Raw genomic sequence first — 25,006 nt, 5'->3', positions numbered from 1 at the left:
ATTGTACTAACTAATCACTCTTCACAATCCCCAAAAACACGAACATTGTTATTTTCCAATTAAAATCCGGCTCCATTTCAGCCTGCACATCAATATATAGAATCCCCAGGATAGCATCAGAACGACCGCCCCGCCTGCCCATATCATCAGGTGATATAGAGGGCCACCCGTCACATCCTCCGATACTTGTCTCCATAAACTCAGCAGGAGCGGATGGACCAGAAAAATCGCGAACGAGGCTATCCCTATGCCCGTCAGCAGTCTAGCAAGCCATCTTCCTTGGAGGACTTGGTATAGTGCCTCTGAAATGAGCAGCAGGGACAGAGCCGCTGCCGAAGTGAAGACGTAGTAAATGACAAAATTTAAATACTCCTTGTACGGAAGGAGCTCCGGCAACCATTGGTAATAAAGGCGCCCCGCAAATACAAAAACGAACCCGAACAGAACAAAAGTCGCATAGCACAGCCATCTCCAGCGCCGCAAGAAACCCATGGCCGCTTCATAGCTAATTCCAACATAGGCTCCGATTGAGAATTGCAGGAAATACGTAATGAAGAGGTCTCCCGCTTTATCCCAGTTAAGCACTTCCTTCATAAAGAAGTAAAAGAGGATTTGCACCAGAACTGCTGCAGGCACCAACATCTTAACTCCCAAGGAGGAACGCACTGCTCTTACTAGCAACGGAAATATGAGATAGAACTGTATCAGAATGACGAAGTAGTACAAATGCTCAAAATTATCTCCGTACAGAATACCTGCGAGCAGCTTCCCTGTATCCTCCCGCAGTTTATGCAAATTGCCCTTTACAGCATGCTTGAAGACAAAATAAATTCCCGACCATAACAGGTAAGGGATAACAACATACATCAAGCGCTTCTTATAGAACGTTCCGATCCACCGTTCACTATCCTGCGAACGGCTCCAGTAGTTATAGAACAAGACCAGGCCGCTGAGAAACAGAAACGACGGAACCGCAAACTGGCTAAATTGGTTGAGGACCAAATAAAATATCGCGATCGGGCTGTCAGGATATCGCTGTGCCCGCACTGCTGGCAGAGAAGTCACATGAATGAGAACAACGGCGAGGATGCAAATTGCTCTGTAGATGTCCAGTGTTCGAATTTTGGATTTACGCAGTGCGGCCAATATATCACCCTTCTTCTATGATGTACACATAGCTATTAAACAATTTAGAAGGCTTTGATTTGACCTTTTTCTTCCATCTGCTGCTTGCGGCTGCTGCTTATGCTTGATCGATCCATTCCGTCTTCACGGAGTAATGCTGTCTTCTCCCCTCTAAAGCAGGTGCTTCCGGGACACCCAGATAGATGAATCCCAGCATTTTATCCCTCTGGCCGAGGCCAAAATGCTCATTCATAAGCGGGTGATAGGCTGGGTCTCCCGTTCTCCAAACGGCCCCTAAGCCAAGAGCATGAATCTCCAGCAGCATATTTTGAATGGCAGCAGATACCGCCCCATATTCTTCAATCTCCAGCACGCCTTCTTTGGCACTGGGGGTAACTGCTACAGCAATAATGACCGGAGCGCGAAATGCCTTGGAACGGGCTTTCTCGGCTTTCATCTCCGCTTCCTCGGCTCCGGCCGCTGCCTTAGCTGCCGCTTCTCTCGCAATATCTGCGAGGGCGCTGCCAAGCTTGCCGCGTCCTTCACCTCTTAATACGAAGAACTTCCAAGGCTCGGTATGCCTATGGTTCGGCGCCCAGGTGCCAGCCTCCAAGATCCGTTCAATCGTCTCCTTAGGAATATCATCCATCTTGACCTTGCCGATGCTTCGGCGGGTTCTTATCGCTTGAGTCACATCCATTAGTATCTCTCCTCCACTTTTACTTTATTACCTATATAGAACGAACTAAAGAAAATAAATGTTATAGGGCTGTATTAGGCCGTTAAATATAGAAAGATCAATGTATAACTTTAATTCAATCTATATAAAATTAAAATATTTGCAACCGGACCTACTTTATGTCCTATTTTCGCTTCAGACGGTTGCGAAGAGACTCTACCTCTTCAGCTGCAGGCTGCTCCGCCCCGTATCGGGCCCGGTAATAGGCATCCACCAGCTTCCGCTCTGCCTGGGGGTCGGCGGCAGCTGCTGCCTTGCCCGCTTCGCGCTGCTCATCCTGCACGATCTCCAGCGGTGTGGATGCCGGAGAGGGCTGGTAGCCTTCCTGCCGCTGGCGATCCAGCCACCTGCGATACAAATAACGGACCCGCTCCCGGGGCGCAAGCTCTTCCCAGCGGACGGCTGTTCCCCCGCGTGTGAAGAATCTCCGCCAGCCGCGCAGCGGCGCGGGGCCGGGCTCCTCCTTGCGGGATACTCGGCTCTCCTCATCCGTGTAGCCCGCCTTCTCAGACTCAGCGCTTCTGCGGCGCAGCCCGCTTAAGAGAGAAGCCCAGCCGCGACGGAAGTTCTCGCCGCCATAGCGGTAAGCTGCGTATAACAGTCCGCCGGCTACGATAGCCAAGGCCGTGTAGCCAAAAATATAAAATAAGGTGTTCAGAATCTCCGTAATCCGGTCCGGACCATGTTCTGCCACCTCCGGCATCCCCTGCGGCGGGACCGGTTCCGCAGGCGGCTGAGGCACGGGCTCCGAGGAGGAACCCGTGAAGATCTTCGCCAGCAGCCAGCGGATCGCGCCGAGCACGGTTCTGCCGAGCAGACTGCCCAGGCCGGCAGCCAGCAGCAGTGCGGCTAAGAAGAGCACGGCCACATATACGCGGTTGCGCCGAATCAGCTCCGGCGCCGCCTTGCTTGGCCCGCTGCCGGAGAAGGACGCCTTCCGCAGGCGGCCTTCATTCATATACAGCAGCGTGAAGGCCAGGCAGACGGCTCCGCATCCGACAAGGAGCGGCACCCAAGGAGTGAGCGCAGGCGTGCGGCTGAAATAGATGCCGCCTACGAAATAACTCGCCATCCCTATGCCGTACAGGCGGATTCGACTGTGATAATCGCTGACGCTGAGCAGAAACAGCGCCGCTGCAAAGCCTGCTGCTGCCACAAAGATGGAATGTGATAGATCCAATATGCCCGGCAGCAGGAAGAGAATTCCGGCAAGCAGCGAGACAGTGAGCCGTGTCCATAGCGGCCTAACCAGAGGCTGCAGCCAGGCCGCAGCCAGCAGCAGGGGAACCAGCCCGAGCAGCCAATACCTTTGAAGCGGCGGCTGGGCCGTATATTCATCGATCCACAGCCAGACAGGCAGCAGCATCAGCAGGCTTATCAAGCCATAGCCCGCCCGCCGCAGCACCCCGATGCCCCATTCGTTCTGAGCCTTCTGAGCCTTCTGCAGCTTCATCGGCTTCTCCCCCCTTCTTCGGGTATGAGCATCCACTCGACCTTATTGCCAAGGCGTTCCAACCGCTGTGCTGCCTCGGTTAGCCTGCTGCCGTGGTGGCAAGTAATCAGCAGATAGTCGCCGTCCTTCCTACCCTCATCAGCTTCCCCCTCCAGCATGGCTGGCATAGAGGTCACCATGTCCAATTCAAGCTTGGCCAAGGTCTCCAGCACCTCTCGCAGAGCAGCAGGCTGTACCATCCGGATCGGCTGCTTCTCTCCAAAGGCCAGACGGCCATTGCAGATCAGTCGGACGACCAGGCCGCTAGCAGCCGCATGCTCGGCAACCGCTGCCGCATAAGTGATGCCTCGCTCAATCCGCTCACGATCCGTAATATTCCGCCACATGTTCTCATCCACTTCCATATTTAGGCAGATGACAAGCCTCGGGTCTGCCGTGTAGTCCTTCTTATGCACCTGCATCGTTCCAGTCCGGGCGGTAGCCTTCCAATGAACCGCATTCAAGCTATCGCCCGGACGGTATTCGCGGACCCCCACGTTTAGAAAGGGGTCCTCCCCGATCCAGCGCCGCACAGCAATCTCCCCCAGCCAGCTATGGCTGGGCAGCGGCAGCTCCTGAAGCGGGGCTGCGCGCGGATAGACCACCAGCTCAGCCGCCTGAGGCAGGCGCCGGCTGTCCTCTGACAGCCCCAGGGGATCTCCTGCGGTCATCGTCACCGATTCCAGCCGGTACCAGCCGCGCCGGCTGCAGGTCACCTGATGTCGGCGGACAATACGCCGGTACGGGCGCAGCAGGAAGATGCTGATATGGTTCTGGAACAGCTCGCCCCGGCTGATCTCCAGATTGGTCTGGCTCCCGAACACCAGTCCCTGCCCGATCATGGATTCCAGCCGGATCCAGGGCAGCGGCAGGAGCTTGCGGTTCGTAATCCGCTCGACCATCTCCACCTCTTCCCCTACAAATACAGCTGTCTTGGAGAACCAGCGTTCATAGCTGACTTTCCGAAGCGCGTATTTGCCGTAAATATAACCCACGACCGCAAGCACGGCGGCCATGCTCACCATCAGCCATACAAGCAGCATTGCTCCGCCTCCTAACCGGCTGTCCCGGCTGTCTCAACAGGCTCGGTAGGCACCGTGACCTGCTTCAGGACGGAGGAGACCAGCTCCTCCGCCTTCTCCGCTCCGTCCAGCACTGACCGGTTTAGCTGCAGGCGGTGTGCAAGCACTGGTACGGCCACCGCCTTGATCTCATCCGGCGAGACGAAGCTTCTGCCGCGGACCAGGGCGAGCGCCTGGGAAGCCCGCAGCAGCGCCTGACTGGCACGCGGGCTGGCCCCGAGCCGCACCTCCGGGTGAGTCCGCGTAGCTTCTGTGATGCGCAGGATGTAAGCGATCAGATCGTCCTCCACCGGAAGCTGGGCGCAGACCTGCTGGGCCTGTACGATCTGGGCCACCTCTGCGGCCGGCTCCAACCGGGCAAGCGGGTTGCCCGACTGGAAGCGACGCAGGATGCGCATCCCCTCTTCAAATTCAGGGTATCCCATGCGAATCCGCATCAAGAAGCGGTCAAGCTGCGCTTCAGGCAGCGGGAAGGTTCCCTGATTGTCCACCGGGTTCTGTGTGGCAATGACCATGAACGGCGCCTCAAGCAGATGTGTCTCTCCGTCAATAGTCACCTGGCGCTCCTCCATACATTCCAGCAGACTGGACTGTGTACGCGGCGTGGCCCGATTAATCTCGTCCGCGAGCAGAATATGTGTGAACACCGGGCCGGGCCGGAACTCGAACTCGCTTGTCTTCGGGTTGAAATAATGAATGCCGCTCAAATCAGAGGGCAGCAGATCCGGGGTGAACTGAATCCGCCGGAAGGCTCCGGAGAGGCTTGCGGCCAAGGACTTGGCCAGCAGCGTCTTCCCTGTTCCCGGTACATCCTCCAACAAAGCATGGCCTCCCGCCAGCAAAGTGGTCAGCAGCAGTTCAACCGCTTCCTCGCGTCCTACAACGACCTGGGCAATCCGCTGCCGTACCGAGTTGATAAGTTCATTCATATTTTGAGTATCCATAAGTGCACCGCCTTGTTAGATTGGTCAGTTCTTCAATTCTTGTCTATGTATATAGAATGAACTAAAGAAATGAGTGTTATAGGGCCGTATTAGGCCGTTAAATATAGAAAGATCAAGGCAAAACTTTAGTTCAATCTATGTAGCATCTGTCTTGTCCAAATAGGTAAAGTTAGCGTTTACAATCATAAATTCAGCAAATAGCCTGCAGAGTACTAGATTCCAGTCAAAATCAATTCATCCGGCTTCGCCCCGGAAGGAAGATGCGCCTTCTCCACCTTCAGCAGCTGGGTTACGTTCACCTCGCCGGGCAGCTCAGTTCCTATTTCTTCATGCTTTAGAGACTTCACTTCAATATGCAAGGATACCATCCCTTTCTGGGCATCGGACGAGCTTAACGTGACAGCCTGAACCTCAGTTCCCTGATCAGAAGAAGGCTTCTGTCCTGTACACACAGCGACATAGTAATTGGCCTCCGTCTCCCCGGCCAGAAAGGCTCCAGGCACACTTGTCCTAAACTCTCTATAAGCTTCCTTCAACGCTTGCGGCAGATCATCAGCCACACTGAACTCCCAGGATGAATCATCTTGGGCGATCTTGGTGTAAATGACCCGCTGGAACGGGATTTGCGCCTGCTCCTGAATTTGCATCTCCTTCTGAGGCCGCTTGTCCCCCTGCTCTGCCACCACGGCAGCGGGATCAGCTTCATTCTGTTTTACCGTGACTAACTCCTTGGAATTAGAACAGCCGATATTCGCTAGCAACATGGTCATGCAAGCTAATGATATGAAGCTTTTCCTCATGAGATTCTCCTCCCCTTAAATGAAAGACCTCTCTTCAATATATTACTATATTCACAATAGATTGCAGAGCTTTTGTACGAAATACGGGCGGAAGAAGGCCTGATCTTTGGGAATTGGACTCACGTAGACTATAATACGAATATGAACGTTTACTTTACTGGGATAGGGAGAGGATCAAAGATGACATTGCCTTTGCAGACAAGAGGAATTCCTGCAAGCCAGCTCGTACTGGGATGCATGGGTCTGGGCGGGGATTGGGACAAGAGTCACCCTATTACACAAGAGCATATCAAGCAGGCTCACGAAGCTGTTGAAGCCGCTTTGTCCGTAGGGATCCATATGTTTGATCATGCGGATATTTATACGAGAGGCAAAGCCGAGACGGTCTTCGGTCAGGTGCTGAAAGAGCGTCCAGAGCTGCGGGAGAAGATCATCCTTCAATCCAAATGCGGCATTCGCCTGACCGAAAGCGAGGAAGAGCCGGGCTACTATGATTTCTCCAAGGAGCATATCCTGCACAGTGTCGATGGTTCTCTGAAGCGGCTGGGGGCCGAGTATCTGGATATTCTGCTGCTGCATCGCCCTGACCCTTTGGTAGAGCCTGAAGAGGTAGCCGAAGCGCTGCGGCAGCTGAAGTCTTCGGGAAAGGTCCGCCATTTCGGCGTATCCAACATGAGTGCAGGACAAATCCGGCTGCTTCAGGCAGCCTGCGATGAGCCCTTTATCGTGAATCAGCTTGAGATGAGCCTGCTGAAGACAGGCTTTATTGATACCGGGGTCACGGTGAATCAGGGAATCGCCGCGCACAATATTTTCCCGGAAGGCACGCTGGAGCACTGCCGCCTGGAGAACATTCAGCTGCAAGCTTGGGGGCCACTGGCTCAGGGTCTGTTCTCCGGCAAGCCCGGTCAGGACCAGAGCGAGAACGTTCAGCAGACAGCCCGCCTGGTTGCCGAACTCGCCGAGGAGAAGGGGACGACTCGAGAAGCGATAGTCCTCGCCTGGCTGATGAAGCATCCGGCCCATATCCAGCCGGTGATCGGCACCGTGAACCCGGACCGGATCCGCGCTTGCGGTGAGGCCGCTAAGATTCAGCTATCCCGCCTCGAATGGGTCAAGCTGTACATCGCCTCGCGCGGCAGGGGTATGGCTTAAAGCAAGCAGGCAGGCCCCGCCTCCAAGGCGTCTATAGTACGAATAATTATGAATTAATTCATGCGGTCAGGGGTGGGGCAGGAAGCCTCACCCGACGCCGCCTCTGCAAGCAGCTCCAATTGCGGCGAGGGCTGTGGAATTACAGGTTCTTGTCCGGTTTGCTGTTCAGTCCGTTGTTCGGTTTGTTGTTCAGTTTGTTGTTCGGTTTGCCGTTTGGCTTGTTGTTCTCTGATGATCTCGGACCTATCATTCCGACTGTCTTCCTTCTCCATCAGCTTCAATCTGATCTGCAAATACTCCATCCCCATAAGAATCAGCACCAATATGGCTGCCACTGCCAGCGTCACGCCCAAATCATGCCCCTTCACCTGTTGGATCAGGATCGTCCCAATTGAGATCATAAGAACCGTCTCCGGAATCGTCATCTGGGATATGCGCCTGCGTCCGCTGATCCGAAGCATCAAGGTTCCCAAGGCGTAAATCAATATAGCTTCAAATACATAAATCACATGCCCACCCCCCTTTCCTTAATATGGGGATAAGATTAACAACTTATTCAGCAGCCCTTACTCCTGTTTACGCTTGGAGAAGAGCGTATAAATGATCTACAGACCGCATCGCATACTCCTGCATGGCGGGCTCCTCCCCTTCAAGGACCACAAGACAAGGCACGCTTGCAATCTTCCATTTCTCTCGAAGCTGCGGAGCGTAGTTGATGTTAATCTTGCTGATCGGCATGGATTTGCCTGTGGCTTCAACGATTTCCAGCATACGCTCTCCCAGCTTGCACGTTCCACAGAAAGCGGTATAGAAGAGCACAGCCTGGCGATTATCAACTGAAGTTTCATCCAAAATTTGAAGCAGCTGCGGTTCTGTTATTTCTAATAGTGGCATCCAGTATTCACTTCCTATTTTTTCTAAAATATGACTAATATTATTCAATTATCTTATTAATTACTGTAAAATAACCTTCTACACAGAATGAATTAAAGGAATGAATGTCATAAGCCTTATTCCGCCGTTATAACAGGAAGTTCAACGCAAAACTTTAGTTCAATCTATATACAACTCATCATTCTATGATAAGGAGTCCTGCTCATGAACATTAGAACGATAACAGTTGCTGCCTCTCTCCTATTGCTCCTCACCACAGTCTCCTGCAGCTCCAACTCCACTGAACCTGCTCCCGCCCCCAAGGGTGGAGGCGTCCAACAAGATTCTACTTCCCAAGTGTCTACCAAGCAAGCCGAAGGCCAGCTCACCACCGAGCAGAAGCTTGAGGACTTCGAGTACATGTACAAGATTATTGAAGAGAATTATCCGTTTCTTGCTGTTAATAAAAGAATGAACAACGTAGATTGGCTAGCTAACAAATCAGTTTATTGGGATAGGATTAAAATGACAAGAAGTGACCAGGGCTTCCAACGCACCATAAAGCAAATTTTGAAGGAATTGAACAACGGACATACTAGCGCATTGAATACCCTTGCCTTTCAGAAGTATAAAAATATATACAGTGAATCCGCAAAGCAAGGTCAGAGCCTTCAGCCTTGGCTTGATGTATTTTTACAGCCAAAAGTGTTATCCAGATATACTGATGCAAGTACTTCAGAACTTAAATCTTCAGTGGATTCAGAACCCTCAATAAATACAGCTACGGCAACAACAGAAATTATTAAAGACGGGAAAGTCGCCTATATTAGAATACCTACGCTGGATCACAATCAAATCAAACCCGATATCGAGATCATTCAGCCTTTCTTGGAAAAAGTTCGTAACTATCAGACTCTAATCATCGATATTAGAGGTAATAGCGGCGGGGATAGTGCCTATTGGAGTGAATACGTAGTGCCTATGCTCTCAAACACCACGATCAAGTATCACTGGTACTTAGCATTTCGCGGAGGCAAGTACTCTATCCCTTTTATTGAGGCAAAATACCAAAGGAGCTTCAATCAGATGCATCCAATTTCTCAACTCCAACAAGAAAAGTTACCTAATCTACCGCCTGAGATCCTTACCGACTTCACCCGATATATAAAAGAAGAGCGTCAAATTAAGCCGAAGCAGTCTGTTCACTTTACAGGTCATATCTATTTATTAGTAGATCGAGTAGTCTACTCCTCCTCTGATATGTGGGCTAATTTTGCTAAACAGACAGGATGGGCTACACTTGTCGGGGAAAGTACGGGCGGGGATGGACTTGGCTGGGACCCTGCTATGTTCTATTTACCTAATAGTGGTATCGTGATTCGATTGCCATTAGCTCTTGGTCTCAGAGCCGACGGAGCCATCGAAGATGAAGTTACAGTGACGCCCTCTATTCTCGTGACAGGTTCCCCTGAGAAAGACCTCACGAACGATTCCGCCGTGCTTGCTGTACTAAAGGCAGAGGCAGAGCGGTTGAAGAAATAACCCGATTTACCTTAGTTCCTTTTTGAAAAGCTACGTATCCCTAGCCGTTTTCACCAACGGTCAGCTTACCAACCAGAGAAGTCCGAAGATTGAGAGAGAGAATCAAAAATCGGCCCATTAATCCAAGATGTTCTGTGAAGATGTAATAGAGATTGAACTTTACTTGAGAATACTTCATCCTCATCAAAGCCAATACAATAATTACATCTATGGTGACTGTAAGGGTACGCCTCTTCCACCAGACGATTGAATGTGGGTGTCCTAATAGAGATCAACAGTGCTATCTCTGCAATCGTCATCTATGGGATGGATTTGCAGCCACTAGCCCTATATAGAAATTTATCCATTGCATAACCAAAATGGCCTCAAAGACGTATTGCATCCGAAGTCTCCCTTTATTTCTTTTCGGTATTTATACGAAAGCTTTATCGCTTTTGAGAAACAGGCTAAACATACTGAATGTCACAGATCAAGATCTAGAAGGCAAGGAAACAAGCTAAAGCCGGTTATACTTCTGCCATAAGGTTTGCAGGGGACTCATCAGGGAATTGGTCATTGCATTAATACAAGTATTATAATTTTGTCCTTAGAGCAAACAACCAAAAATAAGATGTGTCCACTCTCCATCACGATAAAGATCACCTGTTCTAATTATAGTCATAGGTTTCACTTGATGGCTGTCATAGTAGGAATCTTAGCTTCTGGCCAATTGGAGACCCGCTATATTTTAAGGATTATTCCATCGAATCATGCATCCGTAAATAATTGTTCGCATTAAATTGAGCAGTAAATACAAAAGTTTAAAAATGTAAATTGTAATAAAAATCATATATACACAATCTAAATATGTATATTATTACAATAGTATCAGTTTATTTCCATTCAATTTTATATCTACTTAACTACGTTCATTCAATTATTTTAAAATAGGAGGAGATTAAATTGATTTACTTAATTGCTCCGCTAAATGAAAATTCTACTGTTGCTAGTGCGTGTCCTACTAACTGTATTTGTTTTTCAACAACATACTGTATGGGATATGTGGGCCCCTGTTAGTCACACTGCTGGGGAAAACTCTGCAGTCCAAAAGCTGAACCCTACAAGGACTTAATATAGGCTTTAATGACCTTAAAGTGACCTGGCAGAACCTTATATTATTTATAGGAGGGGAATTATGAAAGCGTCGAACTATAACTTTTTTTATGATTACCCGAGTGAATCAAAGATACTAGCCTACAATTCTAGAACGGGTGCCCTAGCACTAATGAAGAATGACCAATACTCCGTTTTTAATGATTACTTTCAGCATAATTTGATTTCAGATATGGATGAGAAACTTCTTACTGATTTAAAACGTGGGGGATTTGTTGTTGAAGACAACATCGATGAAATCGAGCTCATTAAGTTAAACTTAATGTCTAGCAGATATTCAACAGAACATCTCGGCTTAACGATCGCCACCACTATCAATTGCAACCTCGGCTGTACATACTGCTATGAGAAAGACAACAAAAATGCCTTCAAAATGAGCGATGAAGTCCATCAAGCCATTATTAATTTTGTTAGAAGCAGAGCAAATACAATTTCCACTTTAGGTATTACGTGGTACGGGGGGGAACCCCTAATTGGAATGGATACTATTAGGTATCTATCCAAGGAGTTCATGTCAATCTGTGAAGAACATAACATCGAATACAACGCAGGAATTATCACTAATGGTTATCTACTAACTCCAAAAATTGCTGAAGAGCTAAAAAACTATAAAGTAAATTTTGCTCAAATTACGATAGATGGACCAGAGCATATTCATGATCAACGCCGTCCCCTGATTGGTGGGCAACCTACATTCAAGAAAATACTCCAAAATACTAAAGAGGCTTCGAATATTCTGAATTCCATATCCATTCGGATCAATACAGATGAGACCAACAAAATGGAACTAGACAGCCTGCTCGATGTATTAGAGGAATATAACCTCAAAGAAAAAACCGTAGTCTACCTGGGGCATGTCCATAATTCTAACGAGTGCTATTCAACCAACATGTGCTTGACAACTGAATCCTATTCTCATACAGGATATGAATTTGATAAAAAGGCCGCTAACCGTGGCTTCAATACAGGTCATATTTCAACTCCAAGTCCACAAGGCTCATTTTGTACTGCCGATTCTAACTCCTCATTCGTAATTGACCCAGAGGGATTTATTTATCAGTGTTGGGTGGATATTGGAAACAAAGAAGAGGCCGTAGGTAACTTAGTCAATTTAGAGCATTTGGGCAATACTGCGAAACTTCTTGATTATCTAATGTATGAGCCTTTTGAGGATCCAATGTGCCGGGACTGCAAATATCTACCCGTTTGTATGGGAGGATGCCCTCACTCTAGACTTCACCATACAGTAGATCGTTGCACAAACTACAAATACATTATGGAGAAAAAGCTACTTGATTACGCAGACTTCACAATATCGAATAGAGAGCTCGTGAAATCTTGAAACAATAAAAAAGAAATGGGATGAACCTGGGATCACACTGTTTATTCCCCAAGCGGTTTGAGAGCTAATGGACAACCAAAATTTTCAATACTTTTTTCTAAGTCGAAATTATTTTACTGAAGGCAGACCTTTAGAGCGAGAAGTGCCTAATTAGGTGGCAACAAGTAAACGAGCTCGAAAAAATATTCGAGCTCGTTTACTTCACTACCATTACGAAATCAAGAGGAGCCATTCCTATGACTTTACATCGTGTTTTTTATTGTTACTTTATGAAACACAAATGCAGAGTAGGATTTCTCTTTATAGTTACCTTAATATCTACTCTAGCGGGAACATTAGTACTTCCATTGCTCACCGGTAAGTTTATTGACACCTTAACGACAACACCTATATATAAATCTGTATTCAAAATTTTGGCCCTTATTATCTTCTTCAATATCTTTAACATGATTATTGGCTTTGTTAGTAATATTTTTTACGCTGTAACTAATACCAAAATCGCCTTAGATGTAATTCTAGACACAACAAAACATATTCAATCATCCTCCGTGGAGTATTCAGGCAATCTTGATTCTGCATTTACCACTGAACAAATTAATCGCGACAGCAACTCTATAGTTTCCTTCCTGCTAGAGTTTTTAATGAATGGTAGTACAAAAGTCATCACTTTTATAGCTACTGCAGTTTTATTATTCAAAATAAACGTAGTCATATTTCTTATTTTTCTAATCAGTTTGCCTATCTATGTGTTTATCTATATAACGTTCAAAGACAAAATTTATACCGTCTCTCTAGAATTCAAGAATCAACAATCCGCTTTCTTCTCAGAAATGAACAGACAACTAATGAATATTGACTCAATCAAACTAAACTCCTGGGCTTCAATTTTGCATATGGACGCTCAGTCCGCCACAAGTTCTTTCTTCAAGTCATTCCTAAAAAACATCAAAGTTATCAATTTATTCTCTACAACCAACTCTTTTATGATTATGCTGACCAACTTAATCTGTCTTTTTATTGGTGGTATAGGTGTTATTGAAGGGAAAATTACACTTGGTCAACTGACAATGATAACTTCTTATTTTAATATTACAGTAGGATCTCTCCAGTATTTTCTTAACTTCATTCAATCTTATCAAGAAATTAATGTTTCATTACTTAGAATGACACAGCATTGGCAAGTTGAAGAAGAGACATTCAAGGATACAACAGTTAACTATATCCAACAAATATCAATTAAAGAGCTATCATTCTCCTATAATCAAAATCAGAAATTAATTCATAGCTTTAGTTATACTTTTGACCAAGGTTTTTTGTACTCCATAATAGGTAGGAATGGAACCGGTAAATCAAGCCTCATCAAAATACTCGCCGGATTATATACAGGTCATAACAACTGTATTTACTATAACGGCATACCTTTGACTGATCTAAATGTGGATTTGTTGCGAAAACTTAAACTTGCCATTGTAGTACAAGATCCCTTGATAATGGAAAATAGCCTATTCAAAAATGTTACCTATGGTCTGGATATGAAAAAAGTAGATACAGAAAAGTATTCTACTTATGTTACAATGTTCGGGCTAGAACAAGCTGCTAATAAAAACAGTTCTGATAAACTATCTTTATCTGGAGGAGAGCGACAAAAATCAGCTATCATTCGTGCGTTACTAAAGGAGCCCGATGTTCTGATCATGGATGAGCCTACTTCCATGTTGGATGACCATAGTGTTCAAGTACTACTTCACACTCTTAGAGAATTAAGATCAAAGATGATCATTATCATCGTCACCCACGATTCAAGAATAATTAACGAGAGTGATCGGGTGATCAATCTATCTCCTGTAGAAATGCTTATAGAAAGTTAGTGCGTATCATCCATTCTGCGTGTTCTGGATGGATAAAATATCTTTCCCAAAACCACTTCTAACACTACTAAAGTTGGTTGATTTTCAGACATGCATAATAAGGTTAAAATTATTGAATTATAAAAGTAAGATTAAATAATGATTCCCCCATTTTCTAATAAGGAGTCTCCTCATGAACATTGCAACGATTACAGTTGCTGCCTCGCTCCTGTTGCTACTCACCTCGGTCTCCTGCCCCCAAGGATGGAGGTAGTCAGCATGATATTACTCCCAAAAAGTCTACCAAGCAAGCCGAGAGCCAGCTTACCACCGAGCAGAAGCTTGAGGATTTCGAGTACATTTACAAAATTGTTGAAGAGAATTACTGTTTCTGAAGGTGAATCAACAAGTCAGTGGTATCGACTGGTTGAAGAGAAAAGAGAACTATCGCAAAAGGATAGAGAGAATTAGGGATGACAACAGTTTAGCCAACATTGTAATTACAATACTTCGTGAATTAAATTACGGGCATACTAACGTACTAAATACTTCAGACTATGTAAACTATAAAAGCCTCTATACCATCTCAAACAAAGTGTTTCAGGTCAGACAACCTCATAGAGCAGTTAGAGCAGTCCTCATCAGCCCCAGTAAGGCTACTGCAACATTGCCTATCTAAAGATCCCAACCTTAGGCTATTTTCAGATTAAGCCTGATACGAAGGTTATCAAACCATTTTTGCGAAGCGCTAGTCATTCTCGAACATTAATTATCAATATTCACGGTAATGGCGGAGGAGATGAGGCATATTGGAGCCGTTATCTTGTTTCAATGCTAATTAATAAGCCAATTAGTTATCATATATATTCTATATATCGAGTTGGTGAATATTCCCTCCCTTTTATAGAAGTAAATCTGCAAAAAAATACTTAGCGTTCTCATACCCATTGAAAAGCTGCGAGAAGAAAATCTACCTGCTCTTCCCTCTGAAGTTCTCACGGATTTACAAAGGTACATAAAAATTGAAAAAGAAATAAGTCCAAAAGAGTCTATCCACTTTAAAGAAAAAATTTATTTGCTTGTAAATTAAAGTGTTTACTCCGCCTCCGAATCATGGGCAGTATTCAACAGAACAAACTGGGTGGGCAACGCTAGCAGGCAGCCAAACAGGAGGAGACGGAATTGGGACGGAGCCTATCTTGGTCACCATGCCAAACATTGGCATAGTTTTTCGAATGCCGATCGGAATGGAAATCCAAGCGGATGGCTCCATCGAAGATGAAGTCAAAGTCACTCCTTCTATTCTCGTGACAAACCCCTCCTAGAAACCAATTACTAAAGACCCCACCGTATTAGCTGTACTAAAGGCTAAATCGAAGCGAATCAAAGATTTGTCTTTTATCCACGTAGATAATCCGATAATGACAATTTTCCCGAAAAAGCTTCTATGAAAGATTATATCGTAAAAAAAGGAGCTTCTTTCAACTTAGAGCAACCTGGTATATATTACGATTCGCCTCTATTTTATACAAAAAAATAGCAGACTTCGCTTCATTATATTTTGTTACGTGGTGGATTATTGTTCAAATCTGTTGCCTAATAGACCTTTTAGTAAATGAGATAACGGACAAGAACTGAAATATTTATTAGATTTTCGACAGAGTAACTGCACACTTGGAGTGACAATAGAATAAAAAGTTTTTAAACTTATTATTTACTATTATTTGTATTAATTGTCACAGAATAATCCAACAAAAATATATATTATCAACAGTATACCAATATTGTGTATTATTAACAATAAATGCCGATGTGACCTAAATATCTTTTTGTGAAAAAAACCATTACTCAATCCTATATCCATACAGGTTAAAATTTGATAAGAAAACGGTAGATTTAAATTTTCAAACTGTTTACTATTCTTGCCTACAGATAAGTTTGTAGGAAAATAACCCGTAGATTATGCAAACTCCACAGTAATTTTGCTGGGGAGAGTTTACATAATAATATAATTAATAGGAGGCTGTAAGATGGAATTTCTAATTAATCCTGTTTCAAATGTGGGAACTAACGACTTTAATTGTACTTGCTATGGAAATGGTAGTTTTTGTCAAACACAATCAACCTGTATTGCATACTGGGGAGATATGTGCAAAACATATTGTTATACAAAATCCTGTACAATAAAAGCAGAACCTTATAGTAACAAAACTACTGCTTAATGGTGTAAAAACCAAAAGTGCTCGACTATAATCTGTCGGGCTCTTTTGGTTTTACTCTTTTTTTGGAATAACGCTTCACTCCCCCCCTTAAATATATTTGAGATTAAGCTACTCTTAAATTATCACTTGAACGAAAATATCGTATTAGCTGAATAAAATGGTTCTGGGGATTAGGGCCAGGCAGAAAGGAGCTTCCTATTGAATCGACCCGGCAAGGCTCTGTTGATCGCTCTAATATTAATTTTTTCTTTATCCGCGTGTGAAATCATGAACGGTAAGCAAAGCCGTATATTTAATGATGAGAAGCGGCAGGTTGAGTCAGGTGACAGCTACACCTTCGGAAGCAAGGTAGGCGAAGTCACCAATGAGAAGGCTGAGGTCAGCTTCTCGGGGTTCACAGGCTTATATTCCATGTGGGATCTGACGAGCTCCTCAGAACTAACCACAACCTTATCAATCAGCGGTAATATCCAGCATGGAAAGTTTAAACTGATCGAGGTTACGCCAGACCAACAGCTGGTCACCTTATGGGAGGGAGATGGAGATAGCAAGCTATCGGTCAAAATTCCTCCGGGGACCACGACGATCAAATGGGTTGGAAAACGTGCATCCGGCAAGCTTCACTTGGAATTGGCGCCTCAGAAAGGACTTCAAGCAGAGCTTAGAACAGAACTTTTAAAAGACTAAATTAGAACATTCAAGCACCCTTTTGGAAATAAATGAGAAAAGTTACTACTAAACCGTTCCTTCGTGTGAAGGAACGGTTTATAATATTTGTATCCTCTAGAATATTCCTACACTTTCTTTCCCTCAATTCATAGAAGGAGACGAGAAGTAGATGAAACGTTATGTAAGCGTTATACTAATTTGGGTTATGTCATTTTCATTGTATGGATGTGGCGCTGGTGAGAGCAAAATGAGCATCTACTCTGATGAGGAACGACTCACGGAGGAGGGCGACAGCTATACCTTCGTTGACGAGGAAGGCGAGGTCACGGCAGAGCGGGTCCGGCTGAAATACCGCGGCTTCTCAGGCGTCTACACGCCATGGCATCTAAGCAGCACCAAAGACACCACCACAACGCTTCAGATTGAAGGCAAGGAGAAGCTTGGCAACTTCAAGCTGATTCTTGTGACTGCAGATAAAGTAGAGACCTTATGGAAGGGCGGTAAGACTAAAGCTCTTACGATCCAAATTCCTAAGGGAGAAAGTATGATCAGGTGGGTCGGACAGAAATCCGCAGGCAATCTGACCATGACTCTGAAGGGGCAGGAGGGTCTAACGGTTACTGCTTCCAGCAATGTGATCGGAAATTCCAAATGGTGAGATGAAATTCACTCACAGACCTAAAGAACGCTCCACCGAGACCTCGGTAGAGCGTTCTTGGATAGTATATCCTTTTCATCTACAGTTAATTGACGAAGCTTAGCGCTCAATACGCACCGTAATAATTTCATACGGCTTCACAGGTAGGGACAGTCCGCCAGCGGCATTGGCTGTCAGCTTCTCACCCGGTACCTCAAGGATATTACTCTTGTGGAAAGCCCTATGCTCAATACCTGAGCTAAGGGTGAGCTCCGTCTCCTGTCCGCACATATTATACCAGCGCAGATGCAGGTCCCCCGTCTCCTCATTCATCTTCAGCGAAGAGAAAGCTAGCTCTCTGCTCTCCCAGGACAGCGGTGCAAATTGAGTTGGGACAGGCCCATCATGCACTCCGGTCTGCACGGCTATCCAAGGGATCTGGAACTGGTAGCCTTCCGCAAATGCACCGGAGGCGATACCGTCTCCATCGTGCGGAATCACTTCCAGCCGGACTGTATGCTCGCCAAGGCACTGCGCCTCCGGGGTCGGGAAGAGCCCCCAGTCCCCCAATTCGCCTACGGCCCGAAGCAGCGTAATCGCAATGGTGTTGCGACCGTCACGAAGCACTTCGTACTCGTTCAGGCCAAGGTTGGCTACGGTCAGTCCAGCCTTCCTTGCTTCACTCACGTCTACGAAGGCCTGCTGGTGCTGTGTATTGCTCGGGTTCTCCCATTCGGCAGCGGGAACATTATTCCGCCGCACCACCTCGAACATCGAATCCACCTGATGGTCATCCGCCCTCAGATCGGTCGGGAACAGCATCCGGATTCGGTGATCCTTCGCCGTATTATTGAAAGAGGACTCAATCTCTACCCCTCGGCCTCTGCGGCTTAAGGAGACTACGGTGCGAATCACAAGCGTCACCTTTTCGGTAGAGCGCTGTGCTTTGCGGTGCGGGTAGTAGACCAGCTCTCGCTGTTCACGATCCAGCGTGGCATCTGCCGAAGCTGGAATCTCCCAGTGGTGAACAATCTCAAAGGAAGCACGGTAAGGCGAATCCTCCAGCACCTGAATCTTAGCCTTCAGACCCTGTGTGGTCAGCACCGGTTCCCCTTCAGGCTGTCTGAACATATATTCGTTGCCGATGTCCCCTACATTCTCGTAGACTCCCAAATCCCGGTAAGTATGGCCGGTCTTCTTGTCCGTCACGGAGAAGGAGCCATCTGCGGTAATCTCTACCTTCAGCAGCTCATTCTCCATTCGGCGCTTACCGGACAACAGAGAAGCAGCCTTTGGCACAGGCACGCCCCGCACTAAAGCATACGTCTTCAAGCCAAGTGCAGGCACCTGCTCAGCCTCGAACGTCAAGCGGATTCGGCGGCACATATAGGGCTGACGGAACTTGTCGTCGGGAAGATCGTAGCCGAATTGCAGGCCCAGATCCTCCAACTGACTCGCGATCGAGTTCCCTTCTTCATCCACCAACACATAGCCGCTCACATCAACGGCGTTCATCCGACGTGCGGTCTCTTCCAGCGTATGCCCCTCACGGAAATACAGGCGCTCGGCATCCAGCTCCAGCGTAATGACACCGCTCCGCTCCCAACCGGACGTATTGAAGGCGACGACCGGAATCGCATCTTCACCGTATTCCGTGAAGACTTTGGTATTCACAGCCTCTGCCAAGGTCCGCATACTGTCGTCGATAATGGCCTCCGCGACATGACGGCTCTTATCGAACCGGGTCACCATCTCGCGGTGCACCTCATCGACGCTACAGCCGCAGATGCTGTCATGCGGATGGTTCTGCATTAGCGTCTTCCAAGCATAGGTGAACAGATGGTGCGGGTAATCCCGCCCCAGCAGATGCGCGAAGGAAGCCAGCGGCTCCGCCACCTTCTCAAGGAGCGCCTGGCCCAGCTGGTTCATCTGCTTCAGATAGATGCGCGCCGATGCGGTATTCACAAGCGTACCCCAACCATCTGTGCGCTGACTGCGCAGCTCGCCCTTCACCGTGGACAGCTCACGATCTATCGCCCGCTCTACCGAGCTCAGATAATCGGCAAAATTAGAATGGATGAACCGGGTGTCCGGGTACAGCTCTTCCGCCGTGCGGATCGCCTCCGGCAGATCGAGCTGAACCGGCTGATGATCCACCCCGTTCATGAAGAGAAGCTCAGGCGTAGAAGTGTATTTTTCCGCATCCGCCAGCTTCCGCTCCCAATAGACCTTCGCTTCCTCGGCATTCACCGGAACTTCATTGCCGTTGGAATACCAATTCGCGAACAGAATCCCCAGCACCTTCGAGCCATCCGGGCCTTCCCAGATCAGCTCGGAGAAGGAGGACTCAAACCCGCCGTCCGAGACAGTGTTATTAAACCCGGTAGGCTTCACCCCGCGGCCAAAGATGGCGTTGGTAATCCCCGACTGCAGCATCAGCTGCGGGGTCTGACCAGTCAGACCGAACGTATCCGGAAAATAACCGACCTTCGCAGGCTGGCCGTAGCGGGCGGCATCCTTATGCCCTACCTGCATATTCCGCACATTGGCCTCACTGCTGGTGAGGAAAGCATCCTGCAAAATGTACCAAGGCCCGATGAAGATCCGGCCTTCACGTATGTATTTCTCCAGGCGCTCCTTCTGCTCCGGCCGGACCTGCAGGTAGTCCTCCAAGATGATGGTCTGCCCATCAAGGTAGAAACTTTTGAACTCCGAACCCTCGTCCAGCTTATCCAGCAGAGCATCAACCAGGCTGACCAGCCGGACATGATGCTTCTCATAGGGCAGATACCATTCCCGGTCCCAGTGCGTATGGGAAATAATATGCGCCGTTCTTTTCTTGCTCATCGTTAGACTCCCCCTGACTTTTCGTTGTTAGTTCCGCCCTTCATGAACGGTTACCTCATGCGGGCGGTACACAGACAGCAGGCCTCCCTTAAGGTCGGCGGTGAACAAGACGCTCCGCTCCCGCTCCAGCAGAAAACGGTACACCGTCCCGGTAGTTCGGTCCTTCACTTCTACCTCCGCGTCCCAGGCATATTCGGAGACGAACACATACAGGCTGCCGCGATCCATGCTCAGCTTCTGACCATAAATGCCCGGCAGCTCGCCGCCTTGAATCCACTCCAGCTCGCAACGAACTCCCGCGCGGCTGGCCGCATAGCGGTACAGCTCGGCAATCGGCTCATCGCGGTCGTTCAGCTCCACCGGCAGCGGGCTCCAAATCAGGCGCCCAGCGCCCAGCTGCAGCTCTACCACCTGGTCCATGAGCGCTTGCTTCGCGGTGGGCTCACCTTCCTGGGCAGGCCCTTCAGATTCAGCCGGCACCTCCTTGGCCAGCTCAGCAATCCGGCGATGACCGAAGGAGACGGGCAGCTCTTTGCCAGCAAGGATCAGCATCTCCTCACGCCGGACATTGCCCAACTTCCGCTTGCCCAGGAGTTCATCTACACGGTCCGACGGATGCCAGTAGGCATCAAGGCCCAGCGGTCCTGTTGCCAGCAGCGTTGCCCCCGTTGATTTCACGATTTCCAGCAGCTCAGCCATCGCCGCATCGTCCATGTTATGTACGCTCGGCAGCAGGATGAGCTTTGCGGGATGTTCCCTAAGCGCCTCAAGATGATACTCCGAGGCCGCCCGCAGCGGCAGCTTCAGCTGATAGGACAGCACCCGGATTAGCCGCGTGGTCGCGGCAAAGGCCAACGAACGGTTCGAGAAGTCGTTCGAATAAGGGAAGATCACCGCAATATCCTCCAACTGGCGTCCGGTGAACAAATCGCGAGCCTCGCGGATAAAATGTCCAAAATCATAGGAGACCTCTGCCTCCGGCTTCTCGGTCCCATCCGCACGCAGTGCGCCGATATGCGATTCATTGGCATTGTTCATATAGAAATTCGTATTCCAGATCCACTGAATCGCTCCCGCCCCGCCGGTGGAGAACGCATACGCATATTTGCGCTCCAAGAGCGACTTCAACTCCGCTTCCGTCCGTTTGGCCCGGCCATCAGGCGTCTCCACGTACATAATGCCGGTTTCTTGGGCAACACATGGCTTATTCGGCGTCTTGGCGAAGACGCTGTCCCAGACAAGATAATCATTGAACCACCAGGAATGCACCGTGGTGTAATCAACGGCCTGTTCATAGAAGAACGGGGAAGGCCGCTGTGCTCCAAGCGCTTCATCCTGTCCCACCGTAACCAGCTGATCCGGGCTCAGGTCCTTGATCGCTGCCGTCAGCTGCTTGGCCCAGACATTGTGCATTTCCATGGAAAACAGGCAGTAATCAAGCCAGCGCGTCCCCTTTTTCCCGTCACGCATGTCCTGGATATCAAAGTTGATCTCCTCCGCCTCAGGAATCTCCACAGACCCAAAGTCCGGCAGCTGCTGCGGCGACATATTCCAGCGTTCCTGGAGAAGTTCAATCATGCCATGCCGCTCCTTAATCCAGCGGATATAGGCCTCCTTCTCGAACCCATCGCGGGCTGAGCGCGGACCGTACGAGAAAATCCGGGGTGGATCGAACATAGAAGGCTCGTTAATCAGGTCCCAGTCCACATGGGTGGACGCCGTGTGCCTGCTGACGATCGAGCGGATGAACCGCTTCTGCGCTTCCACGCTGTGCGGATCAAGATAAGGATTCACGCCTTCCCACGTCTCCGGCGTAAAGGAGAAGAAGGTGAAGGTCACCTGCAGGCCATGCTTCTTCGCCGTCAGCAAGAAGGCATCAATGGCACGCAGCACTTCTTCCGAGGCATGCCCATCCACCTGCATGATATTGCGGTAGGCGGTCCACACCCCTGTGCGAATCCAGTTGATGCCGGCCTTGGCCATCCGGTCCATATCCCGATCCCATACATCCGCATTCGGCAGGAACAGGAACTTGCGGGCGACGTCCGATGCCATATAGGTCATGCCCACAATTGGCAAAGGACGGCCCTCCTTCACAAAATAATCCCGCCCTGCGCGAACCGGCTCGCCTTCGGCCAACAGACGGGCATCATGACCCCAGAAGCCCTGGCGAAGAATGCGTACCTCACCATCCGGAGCTTCTGCCCGGCAGGTAATACGATGGAATCCGCTCTCCACCTCCAGCGGCACCGAAATCCGCATATAACTCTGCTCGCTGGATACCAGCGTATGGAAGCGATGGTTCCAGGCTGGTCTGCCGTTGTTCTCCGGCTCCACCGTCAGATTGAAGGACCACTTCTCCGCAGGACCCGCAGGATGCTCCTGCCGCGTCAGCCGTTCGGTCTGCAGGGTAAGCAGCGGGCGCTCTCCCGGCTCATAGCTGGCATAGTTCGGCTTCAGCGACAGTTCGGTAACCCCTTTGGCACAATAAGTGATCCACTTCCCCAGCGCCTGGAGCCCCTCTTCACTCCAGAAGCCCAAGGGCAAGGGGAGATGGACGAACAGCCAGCGTGAGCCCTTGAAGACGCCCCGGGAATTCTCCCAGAGCACGACCGGGGCAGCGATCTCGCGTCCGTCTGCACTAATGCCAGTGAGCAACGGGTAAATCTGTGTGCTCATCGTGCCGGCAGATCCCATCTGCTGGGGCAGATCGGCATCCCGGGTCGTATGTGGAATCAGGTTCCAAGTATCGGACACAGGAAACAGCTCCTCCTGCCCAGCCAACAGCGGAATCGTCTCGGACGCCGCGAGAGCGGCAACCTTGCGGCTGTCCACACGCAGAGCCTCATGGATGTACAGCTCCTGATGGTAGGCCGTCTGTTCCGCTTCGACCTTCCACCCTTCCTGTTCACGGCGCACCGGAAACTTGAAAGGAGCTCCGCCAATACTCAAGAGCCCGCCGCCTTGCTTCAGGAAGCTGAGAATGGCTGTCCATGCTTGCTTAGGGAAATAGGGAGCGTGCAAATTCACAAACGTCCCGCCAGCTGCCGAGGCTGCCGAGCTTAGAGCTTCCGCAAGTCCCTCCGCCCGAACCACGGTGCCCATTCCTCGAAGGAGCGCTTCCTCAGGGAGCGTTCCTTCCGCAGGAAAACCAGGGTCGCAGAGGATGATCACCGGGCGGCTCATAACAGCCCTTCCTTCATCGCCTTATACACCAGCTGGGAGAACAGGCTGTTGGACCAGGCGAACCATGATCGGGTGAAGATATTGGGGTCATCTGCATGAAAGCCCTCATGCATGAACCCCGTTCCCGCATCGGTGGCTTCAAGCATGGCGATCATCTCCAGCCTTTCCTCCGCAGTCGTTGCCGTCAATCCCTGCATGGAGAGCGCCATGTGCCAGATATAGTTCTCGGGAGTATGCGGACTGCCGATGCCTTTGGCGGCTTTGCCTTCATAATAGAACGGGTTCTCTTTGCTGAGGGCGAACCGTCTTGTATTCTGATAGATCAGATCATCCGCCCCTACATAGCCCAGATAAGGAATGGACATAAGTCCCGGGGTGCCCGCATCATCCATCAGGCAGTAATTGCCTAAGCCGTCCGTCTCATAGGCGTAAATCGGGCCGAACTCAGGATGGCGGTAAATGCCGTACAGCTTGATGCCGTAATCGATCTCGGTCTCCAGCTCCTTAAGCTCCTTCAGGAAGTCCATATCCCGGAACACCCATTCCGCAAATTCCTGGATTTGACGAAGGGCTACAACGGCGAACATATTGCCCGGAATGTTATAGTGGAAATCGCAGGCATCATCGCTGGAGCGGAATCCCGACCATACCATGCCGGTGTAGTTCACAGGCATTCCCATTCCCTTGTTCCGGAGAGAATCAGTCAGAATCCCGTTATTGCGTGTAAAACGGTAAGGGGACAACTCAGCGTGATGCTGCTCTGTCTTGAACAGTTCCACGATTTTACGCATAGCCGCCTTAAAGCCTGCATCGAAAATATCGGTCATTCCGGTTTCCTTCCAATAGGTATAAGCGAGCCGAACAACAAAGCAAAGGGAGTCTATCTCGAATTTCCGTTCCCACACCCAAGGAGACATCTCCGTCTCATCCGTGGTATTCCAGTGCCAGTCATTGGCCGACTCGTTGAACGCATTCGCATAAGGATCGATCTGCACATAGTGAATATGACGCTTGATCAGACCGCTGATGATCCGCTGCAGCTCTGCATCCTCCTTGGCAAAAGGCACATAATGAATCACCTGCTCCACCGAGTCGCGCAGCCATGAGGCCGGAATATCCCCGGTGATAACAAAAGTGGTTCCATCCTCCATCAGCTTGGTCGTCGTTTCCAGCGTATTCGGGAACGTGTTCTTGAACAGCTGGAGCAGCTTCGGGCGATGCGCCAGCTGCTCTTCCGCTTCCTGAAGCACCTCTTGAATGGCCTTCGGCAGCTGCAGCTTGGGCATTGGAATTGTGGGAAGTCTGAATTGTTCCAAAGTTCGTCTCTCCTTTACTCGTATACTCAGCAAAAA

Annotated in this window: 17 protein-coding genes; 6 read left to right on the top strand and 11 right to left on the bottom strand. The window is 48.9% G+C overall.

Annotated features, from left to right (window positions below):
- Window positions 1-48: 48 nt before the first annotated feature.
- From DCC85_RS01910 to DCC85_RS01885, 6 genes are all read right to left on the bottom strand, one after another.
- Window positions 49-1,146, bottom strand: a complete 1,098-nt coding sequence (locus DCC85_RS01910) for an acyltransferase (RefSeq protein WP_159081744.1) — start codon at window positions 1,144-1,146, stop codon at window positions 49-51.
- Window positions 1,147-1,243: 97 nt separating this feature from the next.
- The gene (locus DCC85_RS01905) at window positions 1,244-1,825 is read right to left on the bottom strand and encodes a nitroreductase family protein (protein ID WP_108464055.1); all 582 of its coding nucleotides are present in this window, start codon (window positions 1,823-1,825) and stop codon (window positions 1,244-1,246) included.
- A gap of 163 nt (window positions 1,826-1,988) precedes the next feature.
- The gene (locus DCC85_RS01900; RefSeq protein ID WP_108464054.1) at window positions 1,989-3,317 is read right to left on the bottom strand and encodes a DUF4129 domain-containing protein; all 1,329 of its coding nucleotides are present in this window, start codon (window positions 3,315-3,317) and stop codon (window positions 1,989-1,991) included.
- Window positions 3,314-4,399: a DUF58 domain-containing protein gene (locus DCC85_RS01895; protein WP_108464053.1), complete on the bottom strand. Its 1,086-nt coding sequence runs from the start codon at window positions 4,397-4,399 to the stop codon at window positions 3,314-3,316. Before DCC85_RS01895 ends, DCC85_RS01900 begins: the two co-directional genes overlap by 4 nt.
- A gap of 11 nt (window positions 4,400-4,410) precedes the next feature.
- Window positions 4,411-5,382 carry an AAA family ATPase gene (locus tag DCC85_RS01890; RefSeq protein ID WP_108464052.1) on the bottom strand — a complete coding sequence of 324 codons (972 nt, stop codon included), beginning with the start codon at window positions 5,380-5,382 and terminating at the stop codon, window positions 4,411-4,413.
- A 212-nt stretch (window positions 5,383-5,594) separates the two neighbouring features.
- The gene (locus tag DCC85_RS01885; RefSeq protein ID WP_108464051.1) at window positions 5,595-6,182 is read right to left on the bottom strand and encodes a hypothetical protein; all 588 of its coding nucleotides are present in this window, start codon (window positions 6,180-6,182) and stop codon (window positions 5,595-5,597) included.
- A 180-nt stretch (window positions 6,183-6,362) separates the two neighbouring features.
- Between DCC85_RS01885 and DCC85_RS01880 the strand changes: the two genes are divergently transcribed.
- Entirely contained in the window at window positions 6,363-7,337 is a 975-nt protein-coding gene (locus DCC85_RS01880) for an aldo/keto reductase (RefSeq protein ID WP_108464050.1), read from the top strand.
- 53 nt (window positions 7,338-7,390) lie between these two features.
- Here DCC85_RS01880 and DCC85_RS01875 read toward each other — a convergent pair whose 3' ends face one another.
- Both DCC85_RS01875 and DCC85_RS01870 read right to left on the bottom strand, forming a co-directional pair.
- A complete protein-coding gene (locus tag DCC85_RS01875) occupies window positions 7,391-7,846 on the bottom strand; it encodes a DUF421 domain-containing protein (protein WP_108464049.1) in 456 nt (151 codons plus the stop codon).
- Window positions 7,847-7,913: 67 nt separating this feature from the next.
- A complete protein-coding gene (locus DCC85_RS01870; RefSeq protein ID WP_108464048.1) occupies window positions 7,914-8,231 on the bottom strand; it encodes a thioredoxin family protein in 318 nt (105 codons plus the stop codon).
- A 336-nt stretch (window positions 8,232-8,567) separates the two neighbouring features.
- Here DCC85_RS01870 and DCC85_RS01865 point away from each other — a divergent pair, with 336 nt between their 5' ends.
- From DCC85_RS01865 to DCC85_RS01830, 5 genes are all read left to right on the top strand, one after another.
- Window positions 8,568-9,752 (top strand): S41 family peptidase, encoded by a 1,185-nt coding sequence (locus DCC85_RS01865; protein ID WP_234414297.1) that lies wholly within the window; start codon window positions 8,568-8,570, stop codon window positions 9,750-9,752.
- Between the two features lie 1,264 nt (window positions 9,753-11,016).
- A complete protein-coding gene (locus tag DCC85_RS01860; protein ID WP_234414296.1) occupies window positions 11,017-12,246 on the top strand; it encodes a radical SAM/SPASM domain-containing protein in 1,230 nt (409 codons plus the stop codon).
- Between the two features lie 236 nt (window positions 12,247-12,482).
- On the top strand, window positions 12,483-14,114 hold the full coding sequence (locus DCC85_RS01855) for an ATP-binding cassette domain-containing protein (protein WP_108464045.1): 1,632 nt from the start codon (window positions 12,483-12,485) through the stop codon (window positions 14,112-14,114).
- 2,468 nt (window positions 14,115-16,582) lie between these two features.
- A complete protein-coding gene (locus DCC85_RS01835; RefSeq protein ID WP_234414295.1) occupies window positions 16,583-17,002 on the top strand; it encodes a hypothetical protein in 420 nt (139 codons plus the stop codon).
- 151 nt (window positions 17,003-17,153) lie between these two features.
- Window positions 17,154-17,642, top strand: coding sequence for a hypothetical protein (locus tag DCC85_RS01830; protein WP_108464040.1), 489 nt, complete (start codon window positions 17,154-17,156; stop codon window positions 17,640-17,642).
- A gap of 99 nt (window positions 17,643-17,741) precedes the next feature.
- Here the strand turns inward: DCC85_RS01830 and DCC85_RS01825 are convergent, their stop codons facing one another.
- Genes DCC85_RS01825 through DCC85_RS01815 form a run of 3 tightly spaced genes read right to left on the bottom strand, consistent with a single transcriptional unit; the run spans window position 17,742 to window position 24,970 of the window.
- On the bottom strand, window positions 17,742-20,468 hold the full coding sequence (locus tag DCC85_RS01825; protein WP_108464039.1) for an alpha-mannosidase: 2,727 nt from the start codon (window positions 20,466-20,468) through the stop codon (window positions 17,742-17,744).
- 27 nt (window positions 20,469-20,495) lie between these two features.
- Complete coding sequence (locus DCC85_RS01820; RefSeq protein WP_108464038.1) at window positions 20,496-23,654, bottom strand: beta-galactosidase; 3,159 nt, start codon at window positions 23,652-23,654, stop codon at window positions 20,496-20,498.
- A complete protein-coding gene (locus tag DCC85_RS01815; protein ID WP_108464037.1) occupies window positions 23,651-24,970 on the bottom strand; it encodes a glycoside hydrolase family 125 protein in 1,320 nt (439 codons plus the stop codon). Before DCC85_RS01815 ends, DCC85_RS01820 begins: the two co-directional genes overlap by 4 nt.
- Between the last annotated feature and the right edge of the window lie 36 nt (window positions 24,971-25,006).

Origin of the sequence: Paenibacillus sp. CAA11 (genome assembly GCF_003060825.1) — a bacterium.
Lineage (GTDB): Bacteria > Bacillota > Bacilli > Paenibacillales > Paenibacillaceae > Fontibacillus.
The sequence above is the reverse complement of the archived record's forward strand: the minus strand, read 5'-3'. Positions and strand labels throughout refer to the sequence as shown.

Excerpts from the sequence above, each read along its gene's own strand:
- DCC85_RS01905 (WP_108464055.1), bottom strand. The coding sequence starts at position 1,825 with ATGGATGTGACTCAAGCGATAAGAACCCGCCGAAGCATCGGCAAGGTC.
- DCC85_RS01900 (WP_108464054.1), bottom strand. The coding sequence starts at position 3,317 with ATGAAGCTGCAGAAGGCTCAGAAGGCTCAGAACGAATGGGGCATCGGG.
- DCC85_RS01895 (WP_108464053.1), bottom strand. The coding sequence starts at position 4,399 with ATGCTGCTTGTATGGCTGATGGTGAGCATGGCCGCCGTGCTTGCGGTC.
- DCC85_RS01890 (WP_108464052.1), bottom strand. The coding sequence starts at position 5,382 with ATGGATACTCAAAATATGAATGAACTTATCAACTCGGTACGGCAGCGG.
- DCC85_RS01885 (WP_108464051.1), bottom strand. The coding sequence starts at position 6,182 with ATGAGGAAAAGCTTCATATCATTAGCTTGCATGACCATGTTGCTAGCG.
- DCC85_RS01880 (WP_108464050.1), top strand. The coding sequence starts at position 6,363 with ATGACATTGCCTTTGCAGACAAGAGGAATTCCTGCAAGCCAGCTCGTA.
- DCC85_RS01870 (WP_108464048.1), bottom strand. The coding sequence starts at position 8,231 with ATGCCACTATTAGAAATAACAGAACCGCAGCTGCTTCAAATTTTGGAT.
- DCC85_RS01860 (WP_234414296.1), top strand. The coding sequence starts at position 11,017 with ATGAAGAATGACCAATACTCCGTTTTTAATGATTACTTTCAGCATAAT.
- DCC85_RS01855 (WP_108464045.1), top strand. The coding sequence starts at position 12,483 with ATGACTTTACATCGTGTTTTTTATTGTTACTTTATGAAACACAAATGC.
- DCC85_RS01835 (WP_234414295.1), top strand. The coding sequence starts at position 16,583 with ATGAACGGTAAGCAAAGCCGTATATTTAATGATGAGAAGCGGCAGGTT.
- DCC85_RS01830 (WP_108464040.1), top strand. The coding sequence starts at position 17,154 with ATGAAACGTTATGTAAGCGTTATACTAATTTGGGTTATGTCATTTTCA.
- DCC85_RS01825 (WP_108464039.1), bottom strand. The coding sequence starts at position 20,468 with ATGAGCAAGAAAAGAACGGCGCATATTATTTCCCATACGCACTGGGAC.
- DCC85_RS01820 (WP_108464038.1), bottom strand. The coding sequence starts at position 23,654 with ATGAGCCGCCCGGTGATCATCCTCTGCGACCCTGGTTTTCCTGCGGAA.